The organism is Leptotrichia sp. OH3620_COT-345, assembly GCF_003932895.1.
In the GTDB taxonomy this organism is placed as follows: Bacteria; Fusobacteriota; Fusobacteriia; order Fusobacteriales; family Leptotrichiaceae; genus Pseudoleptotrichia.
This window is the reverse complement of the sequence record NZ_RQYW01000014.1, coordinates 1-19,987: the sequence shown is the minus strand read 5'-3', so window position 1 is coordinate 19,987 and position 19,987 is coordinate 1. Positions and strand designations below refer to the sequence as shown.

Annotated in this window: 23 protein-coding genes and 1 pseudogene; 1 reads left to right on the top strand and 23 read right to left on the bottom strand. The window is 29.0% G+C overall.

The annotated features are described in order from the left end of the window. Positions 1 to 163 precede the first annotated feature (163 nt). The 18 genes and pseudogenes from EII29_RS13085 to asnS all read right to left on the bottom strand — a co-directional run bounded on the left by EII29_RS13085 (position 164) and on the right by asnS (position 16,907). Entirely contained in the window at positions 164 to 361 is a 198-nt protein-coding gene (locus EII29_RS13085; RefSeq protein ID WP_255411029.1) for a homoserine O-succinyltransferase, read from the bottom strand. Positions 362 to 419: 58 nt separating this feature from the next. Then, a complete protein-coding gene (locus tag EII29_RS13080) occupies positions 420 to 545 on the bottom strand; it encodes a homoserine O-succinyltransferase (protein ID WP_255411031.1) in 126 nt (41 codons plus the stop codon). Between the two features lie 60 nt (positions 546 to 605). After that, positions 606 to 740: pseudogene (locus EII29_RS13075) on the bottom strand (homoserine O-succinyltransferase); the annotation flags it as partial. Between the two features lie 138 nt (positions 741 to 878). Further along, a complete protein-coding gene (locus EII29_RS08655; RefSeq protein ID WP_125237134.1) occupies positions 879 to 1,469 on the bottom strand; it encodes a C40 family peptidase in 591 nt (196 codons plus the stop codon). Between the two features lie 43 nt (positions 1,470 to 1,512). Further along, positions 1,513 to 1,950, bottom strand: coding sequence for a D-aminoacyl-tRNA deacylase (gene dtd / locus EII29_RS08650; protein ID WP_125237133.1), 438 nt, complete (start codon positions 1,948 to 1,950; stop codon positions 1,513 to 1,515). Between the two features lie 285 nt (positions 1,951 to 2,235). Further along, complete coding sequence (locus EII29_RS08645) at positions 2,236 to 3,636, bottom strand: glycoside hydrolase family 1 protein (RefSeq protein ID WP_199726060.1); 1,401 nt, start codon at positions 3,634 to 3,636, stop codon at positions 2,236 to 2,238. Between the two features lie 308 nt (positions 3,637 to 3,944). Beyond that, the gene (locus EII29_RS08640; protein ID WP_125237131.1) at positions 3,945 to 4,553 is read right to left on the bottom strand and encodes an MBL fold metallo-hydrolase; all 609 of its coding nucleotides are present in this window, start codon (positions 4,551 to 4,553) and stop codon (positions 3,945 to 3,947) included. 1 nt (position 4,554) lies between these two features. After that, entirely contained in the window at positions 4,555 to 5,397 is an 843-nt protein-coding gene (locus EII29_RS08635) for a mechanosensitive ion channel family protein (protein WP_125237130.1), read from the bottom strand. A gap of 74 nt (positions 5,398 to 5,471) precedes the next feature. Continuing rightward, entirely contained in the window at positions 5,472 to 6,575 is a 1,104-nt protein-coding gene (gene ychF, locus EII29_RS08630; protein WP_125237129.1) for a redox-regulated ATPase YchF, read from the bottom strand. 240 nt (positions 6,576 to 6,815) lie between these two features. After that, positions 6,816 to 7,361 carry a uracil-DNA glycosylase family protein gene (locus EII29_RS08625; protein ID WP_125237128.1) on the bottom strand — a complete coding sequence of 182 codons (546 nt, stop codon included), beginning with the start codon at positions 7,359 to 7,361 and terminating at the stop codon, positions 6,816 to 6,818. Positions 7,362 to 7,387: 26 nt separating this feature from the next. Then, positions 7,388 to 8,161: an MBL fold metallo-hydrolase gene (locus tag EII29_RS08620; protein ID WP_125237127.1), complete on the bottom strand. Its 774-nt coding sequence runs from the start codon at positions 8,159 to 8,161 to the stop codon at positions 7,388 to 7,390. A 119-nt stretch (positions 8,162 to 8,280) separates the two neighbouring features. Beyond that, positions 8,281 to 8,721: a competence protein ComE gene (locus EII29_RS08615; RefSeq protein WP_125237126.1), complete on the bottom strand. Its 441-nt coding sequence runs from the start codon at positions 8,719 to 8,721 to the stop codon at positions 8,281 to 8,283. 22 nt (positions 8,722 to 8,743) lie between these two features. Further along, positions 8,744 to 9,865 carry a ribosome biogenesis GTPase YqeH gene (gene yqeH / locus EII29_RS08610; protein WP_199726064.1) on the bottom strand — a complete coding sequence of 374 codons (1,122 nt, stop codon included), beginning with the start codon at positions 9,863 to 9,865 and terminating at the stop codon, positions 8,744 to 8,746. Between the two features lie 29 nt (positions 9,866 to 9,894). Continuing rightward, entirely contained in the window at positions 9,895 to 10,905 is a 1,011-nt protein-coding gene (gene xerA / locus EII29_RS08605) for a site-specific tyrosine recombinase/integron integrase (RefSeq protein WP_199726059.1), read from the bottom strand. A gap of 37 nt (positions 10,906 to 10,942) precedes the next feature. Beyond that, entirely contained in the window at positions 10,943 to 13,351 is a 2,409-nt protein-coding gene (gene topA, locus EII29_RS08600) for a type I DNA topoisomerase (RefSeq protein ID WP_125237124.1), read from the bottom strand. Between the two features lie 170 nt (positions 13,352 to 13,521). Beyond that, a complete protein-coding gene (gene dprA, locus EII29_RS08595; protein WP_125237123.1) occupies positions 13,522 to 14,592 on the bottom strand; it encodes a DNA-processing protein DprA in 1,071 nt (356 codons plus the stop codon). Positions 14,593 to 14,620: 28 nt separating this feature from the next. After that, positions 14,621 to 15,436, bottom strand: coding sequence for a lipopolysaccharide assembly protein LapB (locus EII29_RS08590; RefSeq protein WP_158612501.1), 816 nt, complete (start codon positions 15,434 to 15,436; stop codon positions 14,621 to 14,623). A gap of 82 nt (positions 15,437 to 15,518) precedes the next feature. Continuing rightward, the gene (asnS, locus tag EII29_RS08585; RefSeq protein ID WP_125237121.1) at positions 15,519 to 16,907 is read right to left on the bottom strand and encodes an asparagine--tRNA ligase; all 1,389 of its coding nucleotides are present in this window, start codon (positions 16,905 to 16,907) and stop codon (positions 15,519 to 15,521) included. A gap of 221 nt (positions 16,908 to 17,128) precedes the next feature. On the opposite strand from asnS, the gene EII29_RS08580 reads away from it, so the two are divergent. After that, positions 17,129 to 17,677, top strand: coding sequence for an NUDIX hydrolase (locus EII29_RS08580; RefSeq protein ID WP_125237120.1), 549 nt, complete (start codon positions 17,129 to 17,131; stop codon positions 17,675 to 17,677). Between the two features lie 193 nt (positions 17,678 to 17,870). Here the strand turns inward: EII29_RS08580 and rpmA are convergent, their stop codons facing one another. The 5 genes from rpmA to EII29_RS12120 all read right to left on the bottom strand — a co-directional run. After that, positions 17,871 to 18,164 carry a 50S ribosomal protein L27 gene (gene rpmA / locus EII29_RS08575; protein WP_125237119.1) on the bottom strand — a complete coding sequence of 98 codons (294 nt, stop codon included), beginning with the start codon at positions 18,162 to 18,164 and terminating at the stop codon, positions 17,871 to 17,873. Between the two features lie 2 nt (positions 18,165 to 18,166). Continuing rightward, positions 18,167 to 18,502, bottom strand: a complete 336-nt coding sequence (locus EII29_RS08570; protein WP_125237118.1) for a ribosomal-processing cysteine protease Prp — start codon at positions 18,500 to 18,502, stop codon at positions 18,167 to 18,169. A 27-nt stretch (positions 18,503 to 18,529) separates the two neighbouring features. Continuing rightward, positions 18,530 to 18,838 (bottom strand): 50S ribosomal protein L21, encoded by a 309-nt coding sequence (gene rplU, locus EII29_RS08565; RefSeq protein ID WP_125237117.1) that lies wholly within the window; start codon positions 18,836 to 18,838, stop codon positions 18,530 to 18,532. Between the two features lie 314 nt (positions 18,839 to 19,152). Continuing rightward, complete coding sequence (locus EII29_RS08560; protein WP_125237116.1) at positions 19,153 to 19,617, bottom strand: osmolarity sensor protein EnvZ; 465 nt, start codon at positions 19,615 to 19,617, stop codon at positions 19,153 to 19,155. Positions 19,618 to 19,627: 10 nt separating this feature from the next. After that, positions 19,628 to 19,987 (bottom strand): hypothetical protein (locus EII29_RS12120; RefSeq protein ID WP_158612500.1); only part of this gene is annotated, 360 nt, incomplete at its 5' end.

Genomic DNA, 19,987 nt, shown 5'->3' with positions numbered 1-19,987 from the left:
TTTTATTTTTAATAATATTATAAAAAATTCGTTAATTTTAAAGTGTTTTCCAAATAGAAAATCTTAAAAATTAACGTTTTTTTAATTTTAATTTATTTTTTTAAATTTAATAACACTCTTTTTACAGTAAAGAATTTCAATTTTAAATATACTTTTTAATACACTACGTATTTTCCAATTCATTCAAATCATAAGGCGTTTCCTGATAAACATAATAATTTATCCAATTTTTAAAAAATAAATTTGTATGACTTCTCCATGTATACAAAGGTATCTTTTCAGGGTTGTTTTCAAGATAATAATTAAAAAGTATTTTAATATCTTTTCCTAATTTTATATCTCTTTCATATTTATCTGTCAATGTCTATCCGTCATATTTCATGTGTCCGGTCACAAAAATCTTTCTTTTATCTCTGCTGTTACAATACTACTCCTGCTTCATCGGACTGTGCCAATATTTCCAAATCCTGAATTTTTTCTATATCTTTTTTTATTTCCGTATGCCGTGAATGAGGCATATTAAATATTTTATCAAAATTTTTCATATGTTTAGCTGATATATTTCCGGAAACATAAGTATCCGTTTTTAAAAACGTAATTTCAACTTGAAGAGGTGTATTTCTTAAAAGTCTAAACAGTTGAGTTTCCGTTTAAATTTTCGTCAACATCAAATTTATAATAACAAATTTCAAAGGACGTATATCTTGAGATAATGCTCTATTTTCATTTATTATAAACATATTTTCTTTTCCTAAATATCCAAAGTCAGTAAATTATGAGGAATTTTTATTGATATTTTTTCCTTCTGTACAGCATATTTCTGTTAAATAAGGATAATCTGTCATTTCTATCTGAATTTCCAATGAACCGTAATTAATTTATGATTTTCTTATCGGATCCACTCTGACAGCATATTTGAAATATTTCCCCCAATAAGAACTCTCAAGTGATGAAAGAACTACACCTTTTGATGTAGAAGCATTTATAAATAAAGAATTTCCAAGATAAACAGCTGTATGATTTACCCTGTTTTCAGGTTTGAAAAACAATATATCTCCCGGTTTTAAATTATTTACTGAAACTTTTTTTCCTACTTTTACTTGATCTGTAGAAACTCTCGGAAGTTCATATCCAAAAACTTCTCTGTATACTCTCCTTGTCAATGCCGAGCAGTCCATCCCCCTTGAAGAATCTCCTCCCCATACATATTTTGTTCCCTTCCAGTTATTAAATGATTTTAAAAGTTGATTTTCTAAAATAACTCTGTCAATTTCATCGGCAGTTCCCGATGAAAAAATTCTGTCCTGTTCTCTTTTCAGTTCTTTTAATCTACTTCCTACTATCTGTTCGTCACTTGTTATTTTCCCTATATTTCTTCCTTTTCCTGATTTTCCTTTATTGTTTATACTTGAACAACTTAAAGCTAAAAAAAAGCACATTATTCCTAAAATTATTTTTTTCTTCTTCATTTTTATATTTCCTTTCCAATTTTATAAAAATAATTAATATTTTTTAAGATTCAATTATTAAATTAACAGGTCCATTATTTTCAGAATATATTTCCATATGTTCCTGAAATTCCCCTGTTCCGAAAGAAACTCGGGTTTCAAATAGTTTTTCTAAAAATAAATTATATATTTCTCTTGCTCTTTCTGCAGGAGCAGAATTCAAATAATCAGGACGTCGTCCCTTTTTAGTATTTCCATAAATAGTAAAGTTACTCACAATTAAAAGTTCTCCCTTTATATCCTGAATTGACAAATTCATTTTTCCGTCATTGTCATCAAAAATTCTGAGATTAATCAATTTATCAATACAATAGTTTATATCTTTAATCTCATCATCATGAGTAATTCCTATATAAGCTACTATTCCTTTTCCTATTTCACATTTAAAATTTCCATTTACAAGCATTTTAGCTCTATTCACTCTCTGAATAATTATTTTCATAAAATCCTTCCAATAATCCAAATTATATTTACATAATATATATTTTCTAAGTACTTTGTCAATATCTTTCCCGATCTTTATTATTTTTTTTAATTATTTTTACACTATTTTAAATTTCCGCGACATTCAAAATTTTCCGAAAAAATATGAAATTATACCCAAAAATAAAAACCTGTCTGAATAAATGAAATTTACCGTTTTTCAAGTATAATAAATATTTTTAAGAGTATAATTTTCCGGTCGGTAGGAAGTATATGAAGTCGACAATGAACTCTCACAAAAAAATTATTTTCCCCATTCTTCCACTTCATTAGTTTCAGAAACTTTTTTTATCCAATATCCGGATTTTTTTATAGTTTTTATTTGAGTAGGAAGATCTACTGAAATAAAACCGTATCTGTTTTTATAAGCATTTGTCCATGACCAACAATCTATGGGAGTCCATGTATGGTATCCGAAACAATTAGCTCCTTCCTGTATTGCCTTATGAAGATAAGTCAGATGTTCACGGTAAAAATCTATCCTGTAATCATCTTCGATAATTCCATCAGAATTTTTAAACCTTTCTTCTCCTTCTACACCCATACCGTTTTCTGAGATAAACCATTTTATGTTTTTATAATTTTCCTGAATATTTTTTGCAATATCATAAATTGCCTGAGGGTATATTTCCCAACCTCTATATATGTTCATTCTCCTTCCGGGCATATCATAATGTTCAAAATATTTATCGGGAAGCCAACCTTTTGATACATCAAATCCACTTTCTCTCGCTTTCACTCTTTTGGGTTGATAATAATTTACTCCTAAAAAATCAACAGTATTTTCTCTTATTATTTCAAGTTCTTTAAGTGTTCCATCCCAAAGAACATTATCTTTTTTGAGTATTTCTACAAGTAACTCAGGAAACTTTCCATAAATTGCCGTATCAAGAAAAGAATTATTGAAAAATGCATCTGATATGTCTGCCGCTTTCTTATCTTCGGTACTTTCACTTCTCGGATAAGAGGGGGTAAGATTAAGTATAATTCCTATTTCACCGTCATTTTTCATATTTCTGAACTCTTTTATAACTTTAGCTGAAGCAAGAGCAGTATTATAAAGAACTTGAACCGCCTTCTTCCCGTCAACTATAAGAGGATAATGAAATTTATACATATACTGAGCTTCTACAGGGACTATCGGTTCATTGAAAGTAACCCAGTGTTTTACTCTGTCTCCAAATAATTCAAATGCTTTTCGGGCATATTTTACAAACAACTCAACTACATATTTTGATTCCCAACCACCATATTTTTCCTGCAATTCCATAGGCATGTCAAAATGAAACAGGTTTAAAACGGGAATAATCTCATTTTTAATAAGTTCATTTATGACATTGTTATAAAATTTTGCTCCATCTTCATCTATTTCAACAGTTTCATAATCTTTTATAAATCTTGTCCATTGAATTGATGTTCTTAAAGAATTTAACCCTATTTCCTTTAACATTTTTATGTCTTCTTTATAACTATTATAAAAATTTGAAGCAATATCAGGACCCACTCCGTTAAAAAATGCCGTTTTATCATTATCAAACCAGTAATCAAATATGTTCCTATTTTTCTTATTAAATCTTCCTTCACTCTGAGGTCCTGAGGTGGCTGCCCCCCACCAAAAATCTTGAGGAAATTTCAATTTACTCATAATTCTTCTCCTTTTTAAATTTTATAAATTCTGATAAATAAAAATTTTTTTTAACACAAATAATTTTTCAGATTTTTAACAATATATTTTTTAAAATCATTATTTGTATTTTATCGTTTTGAGAAATAATAAAGTACATAAAACTTATAAATTAATATATTTCTCCAGGTTATAAAACAACTATTTTCTTTATTGAATATAAAATTTTTATAAAAATTCCTTATTTATCTATATTTTGTTTGAAAATAACTCCCCAATCTTTAATATGTTTATTATATAGTTTTTCAATTATACATCCTCTATCATGATTAAAAACCGTAATTATGTCTTTCGTCTTTTATATATGTATGCCCTCCATGTCCGGGATATACGATAATTTCTCCATCAAGTTTCATAAGTCTTTCAATAGATTTCTTCATATCTTCAGAATTTCCTGTAGGTAAATCCGTCCTTCCATATGTCATTTTAAAAATTGTATCTCCTGAAATAAGTATCTTTTCCTTTTCATTATAAAAGCATATTCCACCGTGTGTGTGTCCCGGAGTTTCTATTATTTTCATCCCAAATATTTCATCATTTTCTTTTAGTTTGATAACTTTTACATCGGCAGAAAGTTTGAAATCCAATTTTATCCATGTTGTAAGAGATAAATTCGGATTATACAGAAAATCATAATCTTTTTCACTTATATATACAGGTATATCCCTGTATTCTATAATCTCAGGAATACCTATTATATGATCAAAATGTCCGTGTGTAAGAAGAATTCCTATAAGATTCAAATTATTTTCTTTTATATATTCAATTACGGGAGCCATTTTTCTTCCTCCGGGATCAACTACATAACAGTCTTTTCCGTTATCTATAACATAACTGTTTCCCTGTGTATCATAATTCATAAATAATTTTACATTCATTTTATTCTCCTTTTTTAGAAATGTGAATATCCATTTGAGGATAAGGTATTTCAATATTATTTTCATCAAATTTCATTTTTATTTTTTCATTTAATTTTAATTTTAAATTAAAATAATTATCACTTTTCGTATATACAAATACACAGAATATAACTGACGAAGCTCCAAGTTCAAATATTCCCACAGTAGGTGCAGGAGATTTCAAAATAAGTTTTTCCTCTCCTTTAATTTCATCTTCTACAATTTGATTTAAAACTTCTTTTACTTTTAAAATATCACTGTTATAAGATACCCCTACATTAATATCCAACCTTCTTACTTTTTCTTTAGTAATATTTCTTATTTCATTATTTGTTATAAGTCCGTTAGGAATAATAACTAATTCATTTTGGGGTGTTTTTATTTTCGTATATATAAGTTCAATAGCCTTTACTTCACCTATATATTTCCCATATTCTATAAGATGTCCTACTTTAAAAGGTTTAAATGTTAAAATAATAAGACCGCCACAAAAATTACCCAGCATTTCTTTAAAAGCAAACCCTAAAACTATCCCTGTAGCCCCTAAAAATGTTGTTACAGATGAAAGATTTATACCTAAAAAACCAATCAGTATATATCCTAAAATTATATAATAAAGTATTGAAAAAGAGGACCTCAAAAATGTTGCCACACTTTTATCAATTTTTGATTTTTCAAGAACAAGTTTAATTGTATTATCCACATATTTTTTTAGCATACCTGCTATTTTAAATACTGCAAATGCAAATATAATTTTCAATATATTAGTTTCAAAAAAGTGAAGTATTGATTTCCAATCAAAAAACTTTTGAATATCTTTCATGTTTTTTCCCTCATATTTTTTTATTATTTATTATTAAAAAACCTGATAAACATTTCGTTATCAAGTTTATTTTTTTACACGTTAAATCTGAAGAACATTACATCTCCATCATTTATTATATATTCTTTTCCTTCAAGACGCATAGCACCTTTTTCTTTTGAGCCTTGCCAACCTTTATATTCTATAAATTTTTCAAAAGAAACCACTTCAGCTCTTATAAACCCTTTTTCAATATCGGTATGTATTTCTCCCGCTCCTTTTTGGGCATTTGTTCCTTTTCTGACAGTCCATGCCCTCACTTCTTTTTCCCCTGCTGTAAAATATGTTATAAGTCCGAGAAGCTTAAAACCTCCACGTATAAGCCTGTTTAAGCTCGGTTCATTGATTCCCAACTCTTCTATAAACATCTGTCTTTCTTCTTCGTCTTCTATTTCTATAAGCTCAGCTTCTACTTTTGCAGAAAAAGTGACAACTTCACTTTTATGCTCTTCGGCAAATTCTCTCACTTTTTTTACATAATCGTTTTCTATGCACTTAGACAGATCATCTTCAGAAACATTTGCTGCAAACATCATAGGTTTTAATGTCAGAAACTGATAAACTTTTATCAATTCCAGTTCCTTCAAAGTAAATTCCAGTGTTTTCAGTAACTTGAATTCTTCCAGATGAACTCTACATTTTTCAAGAACTGCAAGAAGTTCTTTTCCTTCAGCATTTCCTCCTCTTGCCAATTTGGAATTTTTCTGTAATCCTCTTTCCACCGTATCCAAATCTGCAAATATAAGCTCGGTATTTATGGTTTCTATATCTCTTATAGGATTTACACTTCCTTCTACATGAATAATATTATCATCGTCAAAACATCTTACAACCTGACAGATTGCAGCAGTATTTCTTATATTTGATAAAAACTGGTTTCCTAATCCTTCACCCTTAGAAGCCCCTTTTACAAGTCCCGCTATATCTACAAACTCCACTGTTGCTCCCACAGTTCTTTGAGGATTTATAATTTCTTCCAGTTCTTTAAGCCTGATATCAGGTACACTTACAAGCCCCACATTAGGTTCTATTGTTGCAAAAGGATAATTTGCAGCTTCAGCATTCTGTGTTTTTGTAATTGCATTAAATAATGTCGACTTTCCTACGTTAGGAAGACCTACTATTCCTATTCCTATCATTTATATTTCCTTTCTTTATTTATTACCTTTTTTTAATATTTTAAAATTATTTTTTTAAATTTTATGATACATATATCTTTAATTGTAATTCATATCTAAAGATTTTTTGATCATCTTACTTACAGAAAAATCAGATTTATAAAACATATTATAAATTCTCTCTATTTTCTAAAAAATATAAATTTCATTATTATCAACTATTTCTCGTTATTTTAATTAATCTTCCTATAATTTAATTTTTTAAATCCCGACTCTTCTGTCAAGTTCTTCAAGTATTTTTATTACTTGCCATTTTTCCTTATCTGTAGCTTTAAATAAATAAGACAAATCATAAATCGGAACTATTTTTATTCCTCCTATGTATCCATATATTTTTCCTATCATACTTTTTATTTCTTCTTTGGATTTTATAAAGCTTTTTGTAGGATTTTCCCCAACCGTAACAATGTATTCGGGATTTAGTAATGCTATCTGAGTTATAAGAAAATCTCTGCATTTCAATACACATTTATTTTCTATAATTTCTCCATGTGAACTGCATTTTGTAAGTGTAGTAAAATAACATTTTTTTAAATTTATACGAGAATATTCCAAAAATTTTTTAAAATATTCTCCTTTTTTATCTGTCAACAGATCATTTTTTCTGTCTTCTTCCTCACTTACATTATCCAATACAAACAATATTTTAGCCTTTTCACTCCCTTTTCCTGAAACAGGTTCTTTCCGTATTTTTTCAAGATGACATTTTTCACATATTCCTATTTCCATTTCCAATTCATTCCACATTTATTTCAACCCCATTTTTCCTTTTATCATACTTTATATATCATCGTTTCCTTTTCAGTCACAATTTCTATTTCCAGATGACTTTTATTTTCTCTTTCCAATATTTCATATAAGGAATTATATGCCAATTCAGGAGTATTGTTGTCTTTACTGATATGCATCAGATAAATTTTTTTCAGTTTATCACTCATCACCTGTGATATGAGTTTTGAAGCTTCTGCATTGGATAAATGTCCATTTCTTCCTTTTACTCTGTTTTTAAGTTCCCAATGATAAGGTCCTGTCATAAGCATATTATAGTCATAATTACTTTCAACTACAATTACATCACTATTTTTAAAATTTTCTTTTATAATATTGTTTGTACACCCTACATCACTTGCATAAGCCAATTTCTTATTATCATACTCAAATGTAAATCCTAAACATTTTTCTGCATCATGCATTACTTCAAAATTATTTATTACACAATTTTCAATAACAATCTTTTCTTCAGTAATAAAATTTATATTTTTATAATCTACTTTTCCTATTTTTTCCTTAATTATCCCGTATGTTATTTCGTGAATATATATGGGAATATTAAACTTTCTTGATAAAACTCCCAATCCTTGTATATGATCTGAATGCTCATGAGTTACAAAAATTCCGTCTATATCTTCTATCCTACGTTCTATACTGTTTAACTTTTCTATAGTTTTTTTTCCACTGAATCCTGCATCTATAAGAAATTTTTTATTTCCCATTTCTATATAGCTAGAATTGCCGCTACTTCCACTTCCCAATACTGAAAATTTCATCTGTATCTTTTTTCTCCAATTTCCATAATTTCTATTTTTATACTTTCGTAATTTCTCCTATGTTACTCATACTTCTTCTAAATGTTCATTCAAATAAACTTTTCAGTTTCTTATTTCTATTATTCTATATTAGGCTTTACTTCTCCTGTAATTCCGCTATAAACCCAACCACCTTTATTATTTTTTGTAAAAACTGTATTATTGGATTTTTCTATTCCTTTTTTCAGGTTTCCGGGAATTTCATAAAGCTTTTCTGTACCGTAAAACAGATCAAAAGTATATTTTCCATCAGGGCTTTTTATTTCTTTAAGATTATTTTCCTTTCCCGCTATAATAGGATAAACTCCCGTTTTTTCTCTAAAACTTTTTACAGCATTTTCAAATCTTTCGGTTTCTATCTGAATATCCGCTTTTATTATTTTTTCTATTTTACGTGAAAAAAGATAAACTGTAAGAAAAAAAGCTGTAACAAATATTATTATCAACATTATCGCTTTTCCTATTAATTTTTTCACATTTTTTCTATTTATTTCCAAATGATAGCCATTATTTGATACCATATATACTCCAATTATCCTTATATTATTTTTTGCCTTTAAACATGGCAGGTCTTACAATTACTTTTGCATATTCAGGAACAGTAAGTTCTACAAGTAAAGGACCTCTCTTTACATTAATCCAACCTAACCCTGCTATTGCAAGGTCTTCATTTTGATTAAGCTTGACTTTATAAGTTACAAATTTATTTTTCAAATATTTTTCCTTTTCATCTTTTTTCATGACTTCAAAAAATTTCCCATTCAACAGCTCTTCCACTCTATCTTCTTTAGTAATATGAAATTTTACACTTTTAGAAGAATAAGCTGAAAATATGGGCTTATAATTTTCTTCATCTTTACTTTCATTTTCCAAAATTTTAAATCTACAGAAAGCATCAAACATAAAGATACGATTTTCTTCAAGTTTAAATGTTTTTCTGGAAATTTCTCCTGAAGATACTAATTTCAATCCTGTTTCCACACTTACTAAATCCGAAATTCTTCCCTCAGGAATCAGTCCCGGTGTATCAATTATTTTTATATTGGTTTTAGGTATTTTATTGCTTATTGATTTTAAAGTAGTTCCTGAATACTTTGAAGTAGTTATCCTATTTTTTCCCAACAGTAAATTAATTACTGAAGATTTCCCCACATTTGAAGCCCCCAGAACTACCGCATTTACTTTTTCTCCTGCAAATATATTATTTATTTTTTTTATAATTCCATTTATGCCATATTTACTTTTTGCACTTAAAAAAGCAATATCGTCAGGAACTATATCTTCTTCTATAAGTCTTCCTTTTACCCAATCGGCTATTTCCGTTGGATGAAGAAAATCAGGCAAAAGATCTATTTTATTTATTAATATTAAAGACCTGTAGTCTTTTAAATAATCCAATATCTCTTCTGTAAAAGAGCCTTCAAAATCAATAATATCAAATATCGGAAGTATTATATCAGATTTTTTAACACTTTCCGTTACTTCCTTTGAATAATCTTCCTTTGTCAAATCATTTTCAATATTCTGTCCGTAATTCTTTATTTTGAAACATCGCTGGCAAAGCAGATCTTCTTCAGTTATAAATTTTTCTTCAGGAACATACCCTTTCTTTCCTTTATTTTCAGATTGCAATTCTATTCCGCAACCTTTGCATTTTTTTAAAATCAATGTTTCCTCCGTATTTATTTTTTTATTTATTCTTTTGCTAATGGATGTGTATTCATATATACATCTTTTAAAAGTGCCTTACTTACATGAGTATATACCTGCGTAGTAGATATACTGCTGTGTCCTAAAAGTTCCTGTAAATATCTTATATCCACTCCGTTATTTAAAAGTTCCGTTGCAAATGTGTGTCTAAATACATGGGGAGTAACTTCCTTATTAATTTCAGCTTTTTTTGCATAGTCTGCTATAAGTCTTCTCAAAGATCTTGTTGTCAATTTTTCCCCCTTGCTGTTTGTAAAAATTGTATTTTTATTATAATTGGCATATTTCTTCTTTTTTTCTTCTATATATTTTTCTAACCATTTTTTACTGTTTTCACTGAAAAAAGTAATTCTTTCTTTATTACCTTTTCCTATAACCCTTATTTCCCTCTCATCAATATTTATCATATATTCACTTAAATCTATAAGTTCACTTGCTCTTATTCCGCTTGAATAAAGAAGCTCTATGATAAGTCTGTCTCTTATTCCCGTTAATTTTTCAGTATTTACTACATTTCTTAATCTATCTATATCTTCTTTACTCAGAACGTTCGGCAACTCCTTCTCAAATTTAGGCATTGTAATATAAGTCACTTTATTGGATTTTATAATTTTCTTTTCCTGTAAATATTTGAAAAATGTCCTCAACGCTGAAATCTTTCTGTTAATACTTCTTTTAGATACGGATTTTTCAGACACTATTTCTTTATTTCTTTTATCAACAGAATTTAAGTAAGCTATAAAAGACCTGAAAGTTATAGTTTCAATTTGATCAAAATCATTAATTTCCTCATATTCTTGCAGATAATCCATAAACTGTATTATATCTTTTCTGTAACCTTTTATTGTATTATAACTTTTTCCGATTATTACTTCTTCATAATACAAAAATTTTTCAACATAGGACTTCAAATTATCTTTTTCTTCAAAATTTTTATCCATTTCTTTATTTTCTTCTATTACTTTTTCTTTACTGTTTGTCTTTACAGTTTTCATAAAAATTCTCCACTATCGGTTTTTTATTTCATATAGTTTATTTTTCCGACGTTTCCTTTTTAATAGTTTTTTTCTTGATCGTCTTTTTTGCTGATGATTTCTTTTCAACAGCTTCTTTTTTAGATTTTTTCACTCTCACCGACTTTGCTACTGTCTTTTTTTCTGTTACCGTTTTTTTTGTTATTTTTCTTTTTGAAGAAGCTGTTTTTGATTTAGGTATGGCTTTTATATTTTTACAATCAGGATATCCCGTACATGCTAAAAATTTTCCAAATCGTCCTATTTTTATTTCAAAAGAACGTCCGCATTTTTCACATGTTCCCGCTTCTTCTATTATTTTTCTTTCTTCATTAAGAATGCCGGTAATTTCCTCGTTTATTTCTAAAATTCCGTTCTTTTCACTTAAAGTCCCTTTTTTATATTTCTGTTTTACTGATAATGGAAGCGACATACGTTTTTGGTCATTTTCATAATCTTCACTTTCAAGATATTCTCCAAATCGTCCTTTTTTAAGTAAATATCTTTTGTTTTCCTCAGTAAAAAAATCTGTCAACAAGCCTTTTTTATCTGCTTGAAGTTTTTCCACTTCAGCCTTTATAAATATTTTTCCTGCTTCAATTTCTTCAGGATTTATAGCTATACCTTTTAATGTTATTTTTTCTTCGGGATTGGATTCACATACAAGATATTTACCAAATCTTCCTGTTTTCAGAACCATAAGTTCTTTTCCGCCTGAACAGGGAATATCCGACTCTATCCTTCTTTCTTTTAATCTTTCTATTTCTTTCTCATACTGCTCAAGATGAATTTCCAGTGAATTATAAAATTTTTTCAGAAGTTCCACCCATTGGACATCTCCCTCTTCAATTTTATCCAAATCTTCTTCCATAATTGCTGTAAATTTCACATTCATTATATCTTCAAAATTCTTTTCCAGTTCATTTTTAACTTCATACCCGAGAAACGTAGGATGAAATCTTTTTTCAATAATTTCCACATATTCCCTTGTTTTAAGAGTTTCCACTATTGAAGCATAAGTGGATGGTCTTCCTATTCCTTCAGATTCAAGTTTTTTAACAAGCGTAGCCTCGGAATATCTTGTAGGGGGTTTTGTAATTCCCTCTTCTATATTCAGTTTTTCAATCAGATAACTGTCTCCCTCTTTCAAATCAGGAAAATCAGCTGTTTTTATTTCGTCTTCCTCTTTGAATATTTTATAATATCCGTCAAATATTACTTTATTTATTGTCCCTCTAAATTTATAATCACCATTTACAGCATTTATTTGCATTTGTTCATATTTCATTGCTGCAAATTGTGAAACTAAAAATCTGTTCCATATGAGTTTATATAACTTATACTGATCATTTGAAAGAAAATCTTTTATTTCTTCGGGATCAAGATTTATATCTGACGGTCTTATTCCTTCATGAGCATCCTGTACATTGGATTTAGAATTTTTAGTAACATAATACCCTACATATTCTTTTCCAAATTTTTTCGTTATATATTCTTTCGCCATATTGAGAGCATCCATTGAAACTCTTGTAGAATCAGTTCTCATGTATGTTATAAGTCCCCTGTTTTCTCCGTTGATTGAAAGCCCCTCATATAGCTGCTGGGCAATTCTCATTGTTTTTGTAGCTCCGTATCCCAAATAAGAAGATGCCAACTGCTGAAGTGTACTTGTTTTGAAAACTAACGGAGGTCTTTGAGTCTTTTTTTTGATTTCAATACTTTCAAGGGTTAAAAACTTCTCATTTAATTCTTTTTCCAGTTTTTTTACTACTTTTTCATCAAAAATTTTGTCAACTTTTTCTCCCGATATTTCCAAAAGATTAAGACTTATCCCATTTTCAAGAAGAACATTTACTTCCCAATATTTTTGAGGAACAAAGCCTTTTATTTCATCTTCCAGATCACAGATAAGTTTGAGAGCTACTGACTGCACACGTCCTGCGCTGGCATTCTTATTTATTGTTTTCCATAGTAAAGGACTTATTTTATATCCTACTATCCTGTCAAGAAGTCTTCTTGCCTGTTGGGCATTTACAAGGTTTTTATTTATGTCTCTCGGATTTTTTATCGCATTATTTACTGCTGTCTTTGTTATTTCATTAAATTCTATTCTTTTTGTTTTTTCAGGCTGTTTTATATAGTTGGATATATGCCATGCTATGGCTTCCCCTTCTCTGTCCTGATCTGATGCAAGGTATACCGTACTCGCTTTTTTAGACTTTTCTTTCAATTTTTTAAGTACTTCACCTTTTCCCTTTATGACCTGATATTTAGGCTCAAAATTATTTTCCACATCTATACCTATTTTTGTTTTTGGTAAATCAATAACATGACCGTAAGAAGCCGTAACTTCATAGCCTTTTCCCAATATCTTTTCAATTGTTTTTGCTTTGGACGGCGATTCCACTATTACAAGTTTTTTTGCCAAAACTCTCACCTCAAATTTTTAAAAATTATATATCACTTTTTTTATTTTCAAGTTAATTTATATTCATAGTTGTCAATTAAAAAACAAATTTAAAGTCAGACTGAAAAGTGAGTAGGATTGCATTACTCAATAAATTCTCTTTCTTAATATATTCTACATTCAAATCTATTTTAAATCAGTCTTACATATTTTGCCGTTCCCGTTTCAATTATAAGTCCTTTTACTTTGAGACTCATTAAAATTGACAATATACGATTTAAAGGAATTTTATTTTTTACTTTTTCCATCAATTCTTCCAGTCCTGTTTCTTCATAAAGATGACAAAATAACAGTTTTTCCTCTTCATTTAATTTTGAAATTTTACTTTTCTCCTTATTTATATCCCACAGAAACTCTTGTGCCACATCTTCAGCACAAGTTATAAGTTTTGCCTTATTTTCTTTTATAAGATTATTACATCCTTCAAATGACGGATAATTTATAAATCCCGGTATGGCAAATATTTCCTTATCCATGGAAAACCCAAGTTCTGCTGTTATAAGTGAACCTCCCGATTTGAAACTTTCAGCTATTATTATTCCGTCTGCAAGTCCCGCTATTATACGATTTCTTTTAGGAAAATTCCATTTCAACGGCTCCGTTCCCAGTGGATATTCACTAATCAATATACCGTTACCACTTATTTTTTCCCATAAAATTTTATTTTCATAAGGATAAACTCTGTCAAGTCCGCTACCAACAACAGCTACAGCATTCCCTTCTTTTTCAACTGCAACTGTAAGTGCTATTGTATCTATCCCTTCAGCAAGACCGCTTATTAAATTTACGTTGTAGTATAAAAGTTCTTTTACTATTCTTTCACATGAGCTTTTTCCAAATTTTGTAGCCCTTCTCGTACCTACTACCGCTATATTTTTTCTTATCCTGTCATCTGTATTTATAAATTCATTCAGCGATTTCCCTTTCACATACAAAAACAGAGGATAATCAATGATTTTTTTTAATTTTTCGGGATATTCCCTATCATTTGCACTAATTATCCTAATCCTGTTTTTATAATATAAATCCATCTTTTTACTTATATCAATATTTCTTGCTTTTTCAAGCATTGTTTTCAGCCCGGTATTAAAAAGTTTAAAATTTTCATCACAAAACAGTTCTTCATATGTCTTATAATACCCCATTAACTTTCTTATATATCCATCCTTCATACCTGCTTCTTTTAATTTCAGCCACCCCATAAATTAATCCCCCAATTAATTTTTATCCCTACTGTTTATTATTTGCTATTACTTCATTTAACACAGCAATCTGTCTTGTAACTTCCCTGTCAGGATTTGTTGCTGCATAGGCTCTCAGATACTCCAGAGCTTTGGAGAATTCTCCTTTTCCTTTATATGCTATACCTATTCCCAGTCTTGCCTGAGCTTCTCCCGGTGATACAGAAAGTATCCTGTTATAATAATTTATTGACTGATCATAATTTCCCATTAATCTTGAACTTATAGCAACTACATAAAGGTTTCTCAAATCTCCTGATGTATCTTTCTTAGCAAGATTTGCCGCTCTTTCAAAAAGTCCGTCTTTAAAATATAACTGACATAATTGAAATATTGTTGAAGCATTCCTTTTAGCAAGTGCCGCTTTTTCATAGTTATTATACGTTCCAAATTTTGACCCGTCAGATACATCATCTGTCTGAGTTATAGGTACTGTTCCTGTATCTGCTGTAGGAGGTAAAGTAGTTGCAATATTTTCTCCCTGAACCGCTTCGGATATTATTTTATCTATTTCCGCCTGAGCATCATTTTGCTTTTCAGTAGATTGCGTTACAGTCTGCTGTTGTTTCTGAGAATTTTTTTTCTTTGATATTTCGTTTAGAAGATTTTGTACTGACGCCTTTTCCTGAGGAGTTATGTTCGGATCGTTCAGTAATCTTCTTGCAGCCTGCTCCGCTCTGTCATACTTTCCTTGCTGAACAAGAGTGTCTATTGTCTGGATTTTTCCCAGTAAATCTCCTTTTACCGTCATAGCGACTGTAAATATAATTATCAGACTTAATGCTATTTTTTTTACTTTTTTCATATTTTCCTCCAACATAACATCTCATTGATATTTTTATATTTTAAATTATTATACTTAGAATTTTATTAAATTAAGTATATAACTAAAACTCAAGATTTTTTGTAGTTCTCGGGAAAGGAATTACATCCCTTATATTTGTCATTCCCGTTATATACATAAGCATTCTGTCAAATCCAAGCCCAAATCCCGAATGAGGTACACTTCCATATTTTCTTAAATCGAGATACCACCAGTAATCTTCTTCTTTTAAGCCCATCTGATTTATTTTTTCCAAAAGAATTTCATATTTATCTTCCCTTTGGCTTCCCCCGACTATTTCTCCTATTCCCGGTGCTAATAAGTCTACTGCTCTTACGGTTTTATCATCTTCATTTAATTTCATGTAAAATGCTTTTATATCTTTAGGATAGTCCGTTACAAATACAGGTTTTTTAAAATGTTTTTCAGCCAAATATCTTTCATGTTCAGTTTGAAGATCTATTCCCCACTCCACTTCATATTCAAAATCTTGTCCGGAATTTTTCAATATTTCAATTGCTTCAGTATAAGTAATTCTGTCAAAATCTGAATTTACAAGTATATCAAGTCTTTCAAACAGCTCTTTATCTATAAATTTATTGAAAAATTCCATTTCTTCCTTTGCATGCTCTCTTACGTATTTTACTATATATTTTATCATTTCTTCAATAATGTCCATATTTACATCTAAATCTGCAAAGGCAATTTCAGGTTCCATCATCCAAAACTCAGCGGCATGCTTCGGAGTATTGGAATTTTCAGCTCTAAAAGTCGGACCAAATGTATATGTATTTTTAAATGCCGTACAGAATGTTTCCACATTCAGTTGTCCGCTTACCGTTAAATTGGCTTCTTTTCCGAAAAAGTCTTGTTTAAAATTAATATATCCCTTTTCATTTTTAGGCACATTTTCCAGATCCAAAGTTGTCAACTTAAACATTTCTCCTGCACCTTCAGCATCACTTCCTGTAATTATAGGTGTCTGAACATAAACAAAATTTTTCTCCTGAAAAAATTTATGTATTGCATAAGATAAAATCGATCTTACTCTGAACACCGCAAAAAATGTATTCGTTCTCGGTCTCAAATGTGCTATTGTTCTTAAAAATTCAAATGTATGTCTTTTATTCTGAAGAGGATAGTCGGAATCGGATTTATCATAAATTTCCACTTTAGTAGCTTTTATTTCATATTCTTGACCTTTCCCCTCAGATTTTACCAACTTTCCGTAAACTTTTATTGAGGAAGAAATTGTCAGCTTGGATACTTCTTCAAAATTAGGAAGTTCTTCACTTATAACTACCTGAATTCCGTTAAAAAATGTACCGTCATTCAACTCTATAAATCCAAAAGTTTTCTGGCTTCTTATTTTTTTTATCCATCCGTTCAGTTCTATTTCTTTATCCACGTATTTTTGAGTATTTGTTTGTAATTCTCTTAATTCTAATAACATTTTTCTCTATGTGGCAAAACACCACACAACTCCTTTCTTTCATTTTCTATGCTTATTATTTTCAGTCAATTATATCATATTATCAGACTAATTTTAACCCTGAAATATGTATTTTTTTCAATTCAAATTATTTTATTTTCCTGAAATCAGGTTATAATAATAATGAATAATTGCAAGTTACCAAAATAATTTATATAGATTTTATTTTAGGAGGTATTAAAATGTTCAATTTAAATTCTAGAACTAAACTGCTGGAAAATAAATGGTACCGAGTATTTCTCGATAAAATAACTAATAATTGTACAAAAATTGACTATGATTTTTATACAATAGACTTTTTAAATGATTCTGTAGGAACTGTTGTAGAAAATAAAAAAGGAGAAATATTATTTGTAAATTCATATAGATACATAACCGGCAGTCTAAGTCTTGAAATTCCTGCCGGAAGTCTGGAAAAAGAAGAAAATATAAAAAAGGGGGGAATAAGAGAATGTTTTGAGGAAACAGGATACAAAGCTTCTTTCAGTGATGATATTTTTACTTTTTATCCAAGTAATGGTGTCAGTACCCAAACTTTCCATGTTATATTCGGTAAAGTTGACAGTGAAATAGAACAAAATGTTTTTGATAAAACTGAAACTGCCGAAGTCGTATGGTTGAAAAAGAATGAAATAATTGAAAAAATATTAAATAATATAATCATTGACAGTCTTACTATTGTTTCTCTTTTTATCTATTTTCTTAAAAAAGGCGAGATCGGTTTTTTATAATAAAATTTTATATTTTATAATTTTTCTTTTTTATTCATATTCAAATACATTATGGAAAAATAAATTTTAAAGTAACGAAATAAAAATTATCAACTTTCAAAACATGTGAAATATATAATCTCTTTCAGTTTATTGAAAAAATCCCAAACAAAAAGACAGTTTCTAAAAAATATAGAATACTGTCTTTTTTTTATTATGCTTCTGCCTTTTCAGCATAAATACTTACTCTTTTTTTACCTTTTCCAAAATTTTCAAATTTTACATATCCGTCAGTTAAAGCAAATAATGTATAATCCTTACCTAATCCCATATTTGCCCCCGGATGAAATTTAGTTCCTCTCTGTCTGACAATTATATTTCCGGCTTTCACTGATTCACCGTCATATTTTTTAACTCCCAAATATTTAGGATTGGAGTCTCTCCCGTTTCTTGTAGACCCTTGTCCTTTTTTTGAGGCAAACAACTGTAAATTTAATTTCAATATCATTTTTATACCTCCTTAATTTTCAATTTTACATATTTCCCGTATGTTTTTACGATTTCTTTTAAATATGAAAACATTGACTGTGTCAATATATCAGCTTTCTCATATTCCTCATCACTTAAACCTGATTTTTCCAAGTCGCAGACAATATAACCTTCTTTTTCACTATATTTCAAATTTTTTAATTTTAATATTTCCAATAATCCGTTTAATGTCATTTGTGATACTGAAGAAACTGCTGAGCATACTATATCTTCACCGTATTCTTTAAAATTGGCATGTCCGTTAATCTTAAAATATGTAATTCTTTCATTTTTTTTCTGAATTTCTATTCTAATCATTGAAATATCAGCTTTCTTTTGAATTTATTAAGCATTTATCGACTTGACTTCAATAGTTGTATATTGCTGTCTGTGACCCTTTTTTCTGTAATAAGTTTTCTTATTATATTTAAAGTTGATCTTTTTCTCGCCTTTTCCATGTTCTTTAACTGTTACTATAACAGAAGCAGTATTTACTAATGGAGTTCCAACCGTTACATTATTTCCTTCTCCTACTAATAAAACTTCTTTAATTTCCACATCTGAATTTACTTCAGCGGCTAATTTTTCAACTTTTAATACAGACCCTACTTCAACTTTATATTGCTTTCCGCCTGTTTTAATTACTGCAAACATCCTGTACACCTCCAAAATATTAAAATCGCTAAATTATAGGTATTAGCCACCCAATCTATGCGTATACTTTGATAATATATCATATCTTTACTTTTTTGTCAAATTGATATATACAACTTCATTCATTTACAATAAGCCGCTTATATTTCATGGAATTACTTCCTAAATATTTGGAACTCCTGTATTTATTATCTCCGTCTTTATTTACATAAAGGAATATAAGGGCTCATTGCCGCCCTCATACTCCCGCTACCCGGCGGTCTTCGCTCCTTGCAGTCGACTTCGACAATGCGGGGAAAAAATTTACTTATTTTTTAAATTTCATCATAATTTTCCTTATACTCAAACATTTCCATTAGTTTACTCCCTAATTCATAGGCTGTTGGTTTCTTTTCTCCAAATTCATATTCACTGTTTTCATCTTCAAAAGGACCAAACCCTGCTCCATCTTTTCTCCTTAGTTCCAACGAATAAATATTTTTATAAAAATCTAGACTTATAAGATTATATTCTGTTGAAAATTTTCTATAAGAATTACTATTAGAATACTGTTTTTCTATACTTATTTTAGAACTATTTTTGATTATTTCTTCACTACTCTGCTCTAAAGCCCATAATACTAGCTCTCCTATTTTTTCCACTTCATTTTTATCTAAATAAGAAATTATACTATAATCTTTACATCTCCTTATTCCAACTTCATCAAATCCTGTTGGAATTATTATCATTCTAAAATTTTCTTTTTTCTTTTCTTTGTATATCGGTACTGATATTAACATTTTTATCCTCCTATTTTATTACTGTTATCTTTACTTTTATTCCTCTCTGCTTGCCATAATTTATGGCTTTTTTCAAATTATCCATTTGAGATTGATTTAAATTTATATCATTTACTACAAAATTTACTACTCGAGTTTTTATATCTTTTGAATTAAGACGAATTTTGTTTAAATCATAATTTCTAAAATCAGCAGCTTCATTTATCGCTCTTTTCATTGTACTTAACATATTTGTTCCGCTTTGATAAGATTTTGCATTTAAATTCATCGATTTTATACTTGTTGCCACTCCGTTTTCAAATGTGTCAAATGTTTTAAACGTCTCTCCTAAACCTATTCTCGAAGTTGGACTATTTCCAAGTGCTTTATC

Coding starts and splice junctions, on each gene's coding strand:
- EII29_RS13080 (WP_255411031.1), bottom strand. CDS start 545: ATGAAAAATTTTGATAAAATATTTAATATGCCTCATTCACGGCATACG.
- EII29_RS08655 (WP_125237134.1), bottom strand. CDS start 1,469: ATGAAGAAGAAAAAAATAATTTTAGGAATAATGTGCTTTTTTTTAGCT.
- dtd (WP_125237133.1), bottom strand. CDS start 1,950: ATGAAAATAATTATTCAGAGAGTGAATAGAGCTAAAATGCTTGTAAAT.
- EII29_RS08645 (WP_199726060.1), bottom strand. CDS start 3,636: ATGAGTAAATTGAAATTTCCTCAAGATTTTTGGTGGGGGGCAGCCACC.
- EII29_RS08640 (WP_125237131.1), bottom strand. CDS start 4,553: ATGAATGTAAAATTATTTATGAATTATGATACACAGGGAAACAGTTAT.
- EII29_RS08635 (WP_125237130.1), bottom strand. CDS start 5,397: ATGAAAGATATTCAAAAGTTTTTTGATTGGAAATCAATACTTCACTTT.
- ychF (WP_125237129.1), bottom strand. CDS start 6,575: ATGATAGGAATAGGAATAGTAGGTCTTCCTAACGTAGGAAAGTCGACA.
- EII29_RS08625 (WP_125237128.1), bottom strand. CDS start 7,361: ATGTGGAATGAATTGGAAATGGAAATAGGAATATGTGAAAAATGTCAT.
- EII29_RS08620 (WP_125237127.1), bottom strand. CDS start 8,161: ATGAAATTTTCAGTATTGGGAAGTGGAAGTAGCGGCAATTCTAGCTAT.
- EII29_RS08615 (WP_125237126.1), bottom strand. CDS start 8,721: ATGGTATCAAATAATGGCTATCATTTGGAAATAAATAGAAAAAATGTG.
- xerA (WP_199726059.1), bottom strand. CDS start 10,905: ATGAAAACTGTAAAGACAAACAGTAAAGAAAAAGTAATAGAAGAAAAT.
- dprA (WP_125237123.1), bottom strand. CDS start 14,592: ATGGGGTGGCTGAAATTAAAAGAAGCAGGTATGAAGGATGGATATATA.
- EII29_RS08590 (WP_158612501.1), bottom strand. CDS start 15,436: ATGAAAAAAGTAAAAAAAATAGCATTAAGTCTGATAATTATATTTACA.
- asnS (WP_125237121.1), bottom strand. CDS start 16,907: ATGTTATTAGAATTAAGAGAATTACAAACAAATACTCAAAAATACGTG.
- EII29_RS08580 (WP_125237120.1), top strand. CDS start 17,129: ATGTTCAATTTAAATTCTAGAACTAAACTGCTGGAAAATAAATGGTAC.
- rpmA (WP_125237119.1), bottom strand. CDS start 18,164: ATGATATTGAAATTAAATTTACAGTTGTTTGCCTCAAAAAAAGGACAA.
- EII29_RS08570 (WP_125237118.1), bottom strand. CDS start 18,502: ATGATTAGAATAGAAATTCAGAAAAAAAATGAAAGAATTACATATTTT.
- rplU (WP_125237117.1), bottom strand. CDS start 18,838: ATGTTTGCAGTAATTAAAACAGGCGGAAAGCAATATAAAGTTGAAGTA.
- EII29_RS08560 (WP_125237116.1), bottom strand. CDS start 19,617: ATGTTAATATCAGTACCGATATACAAAGAAAAGAAAAAAGAAAATTTT.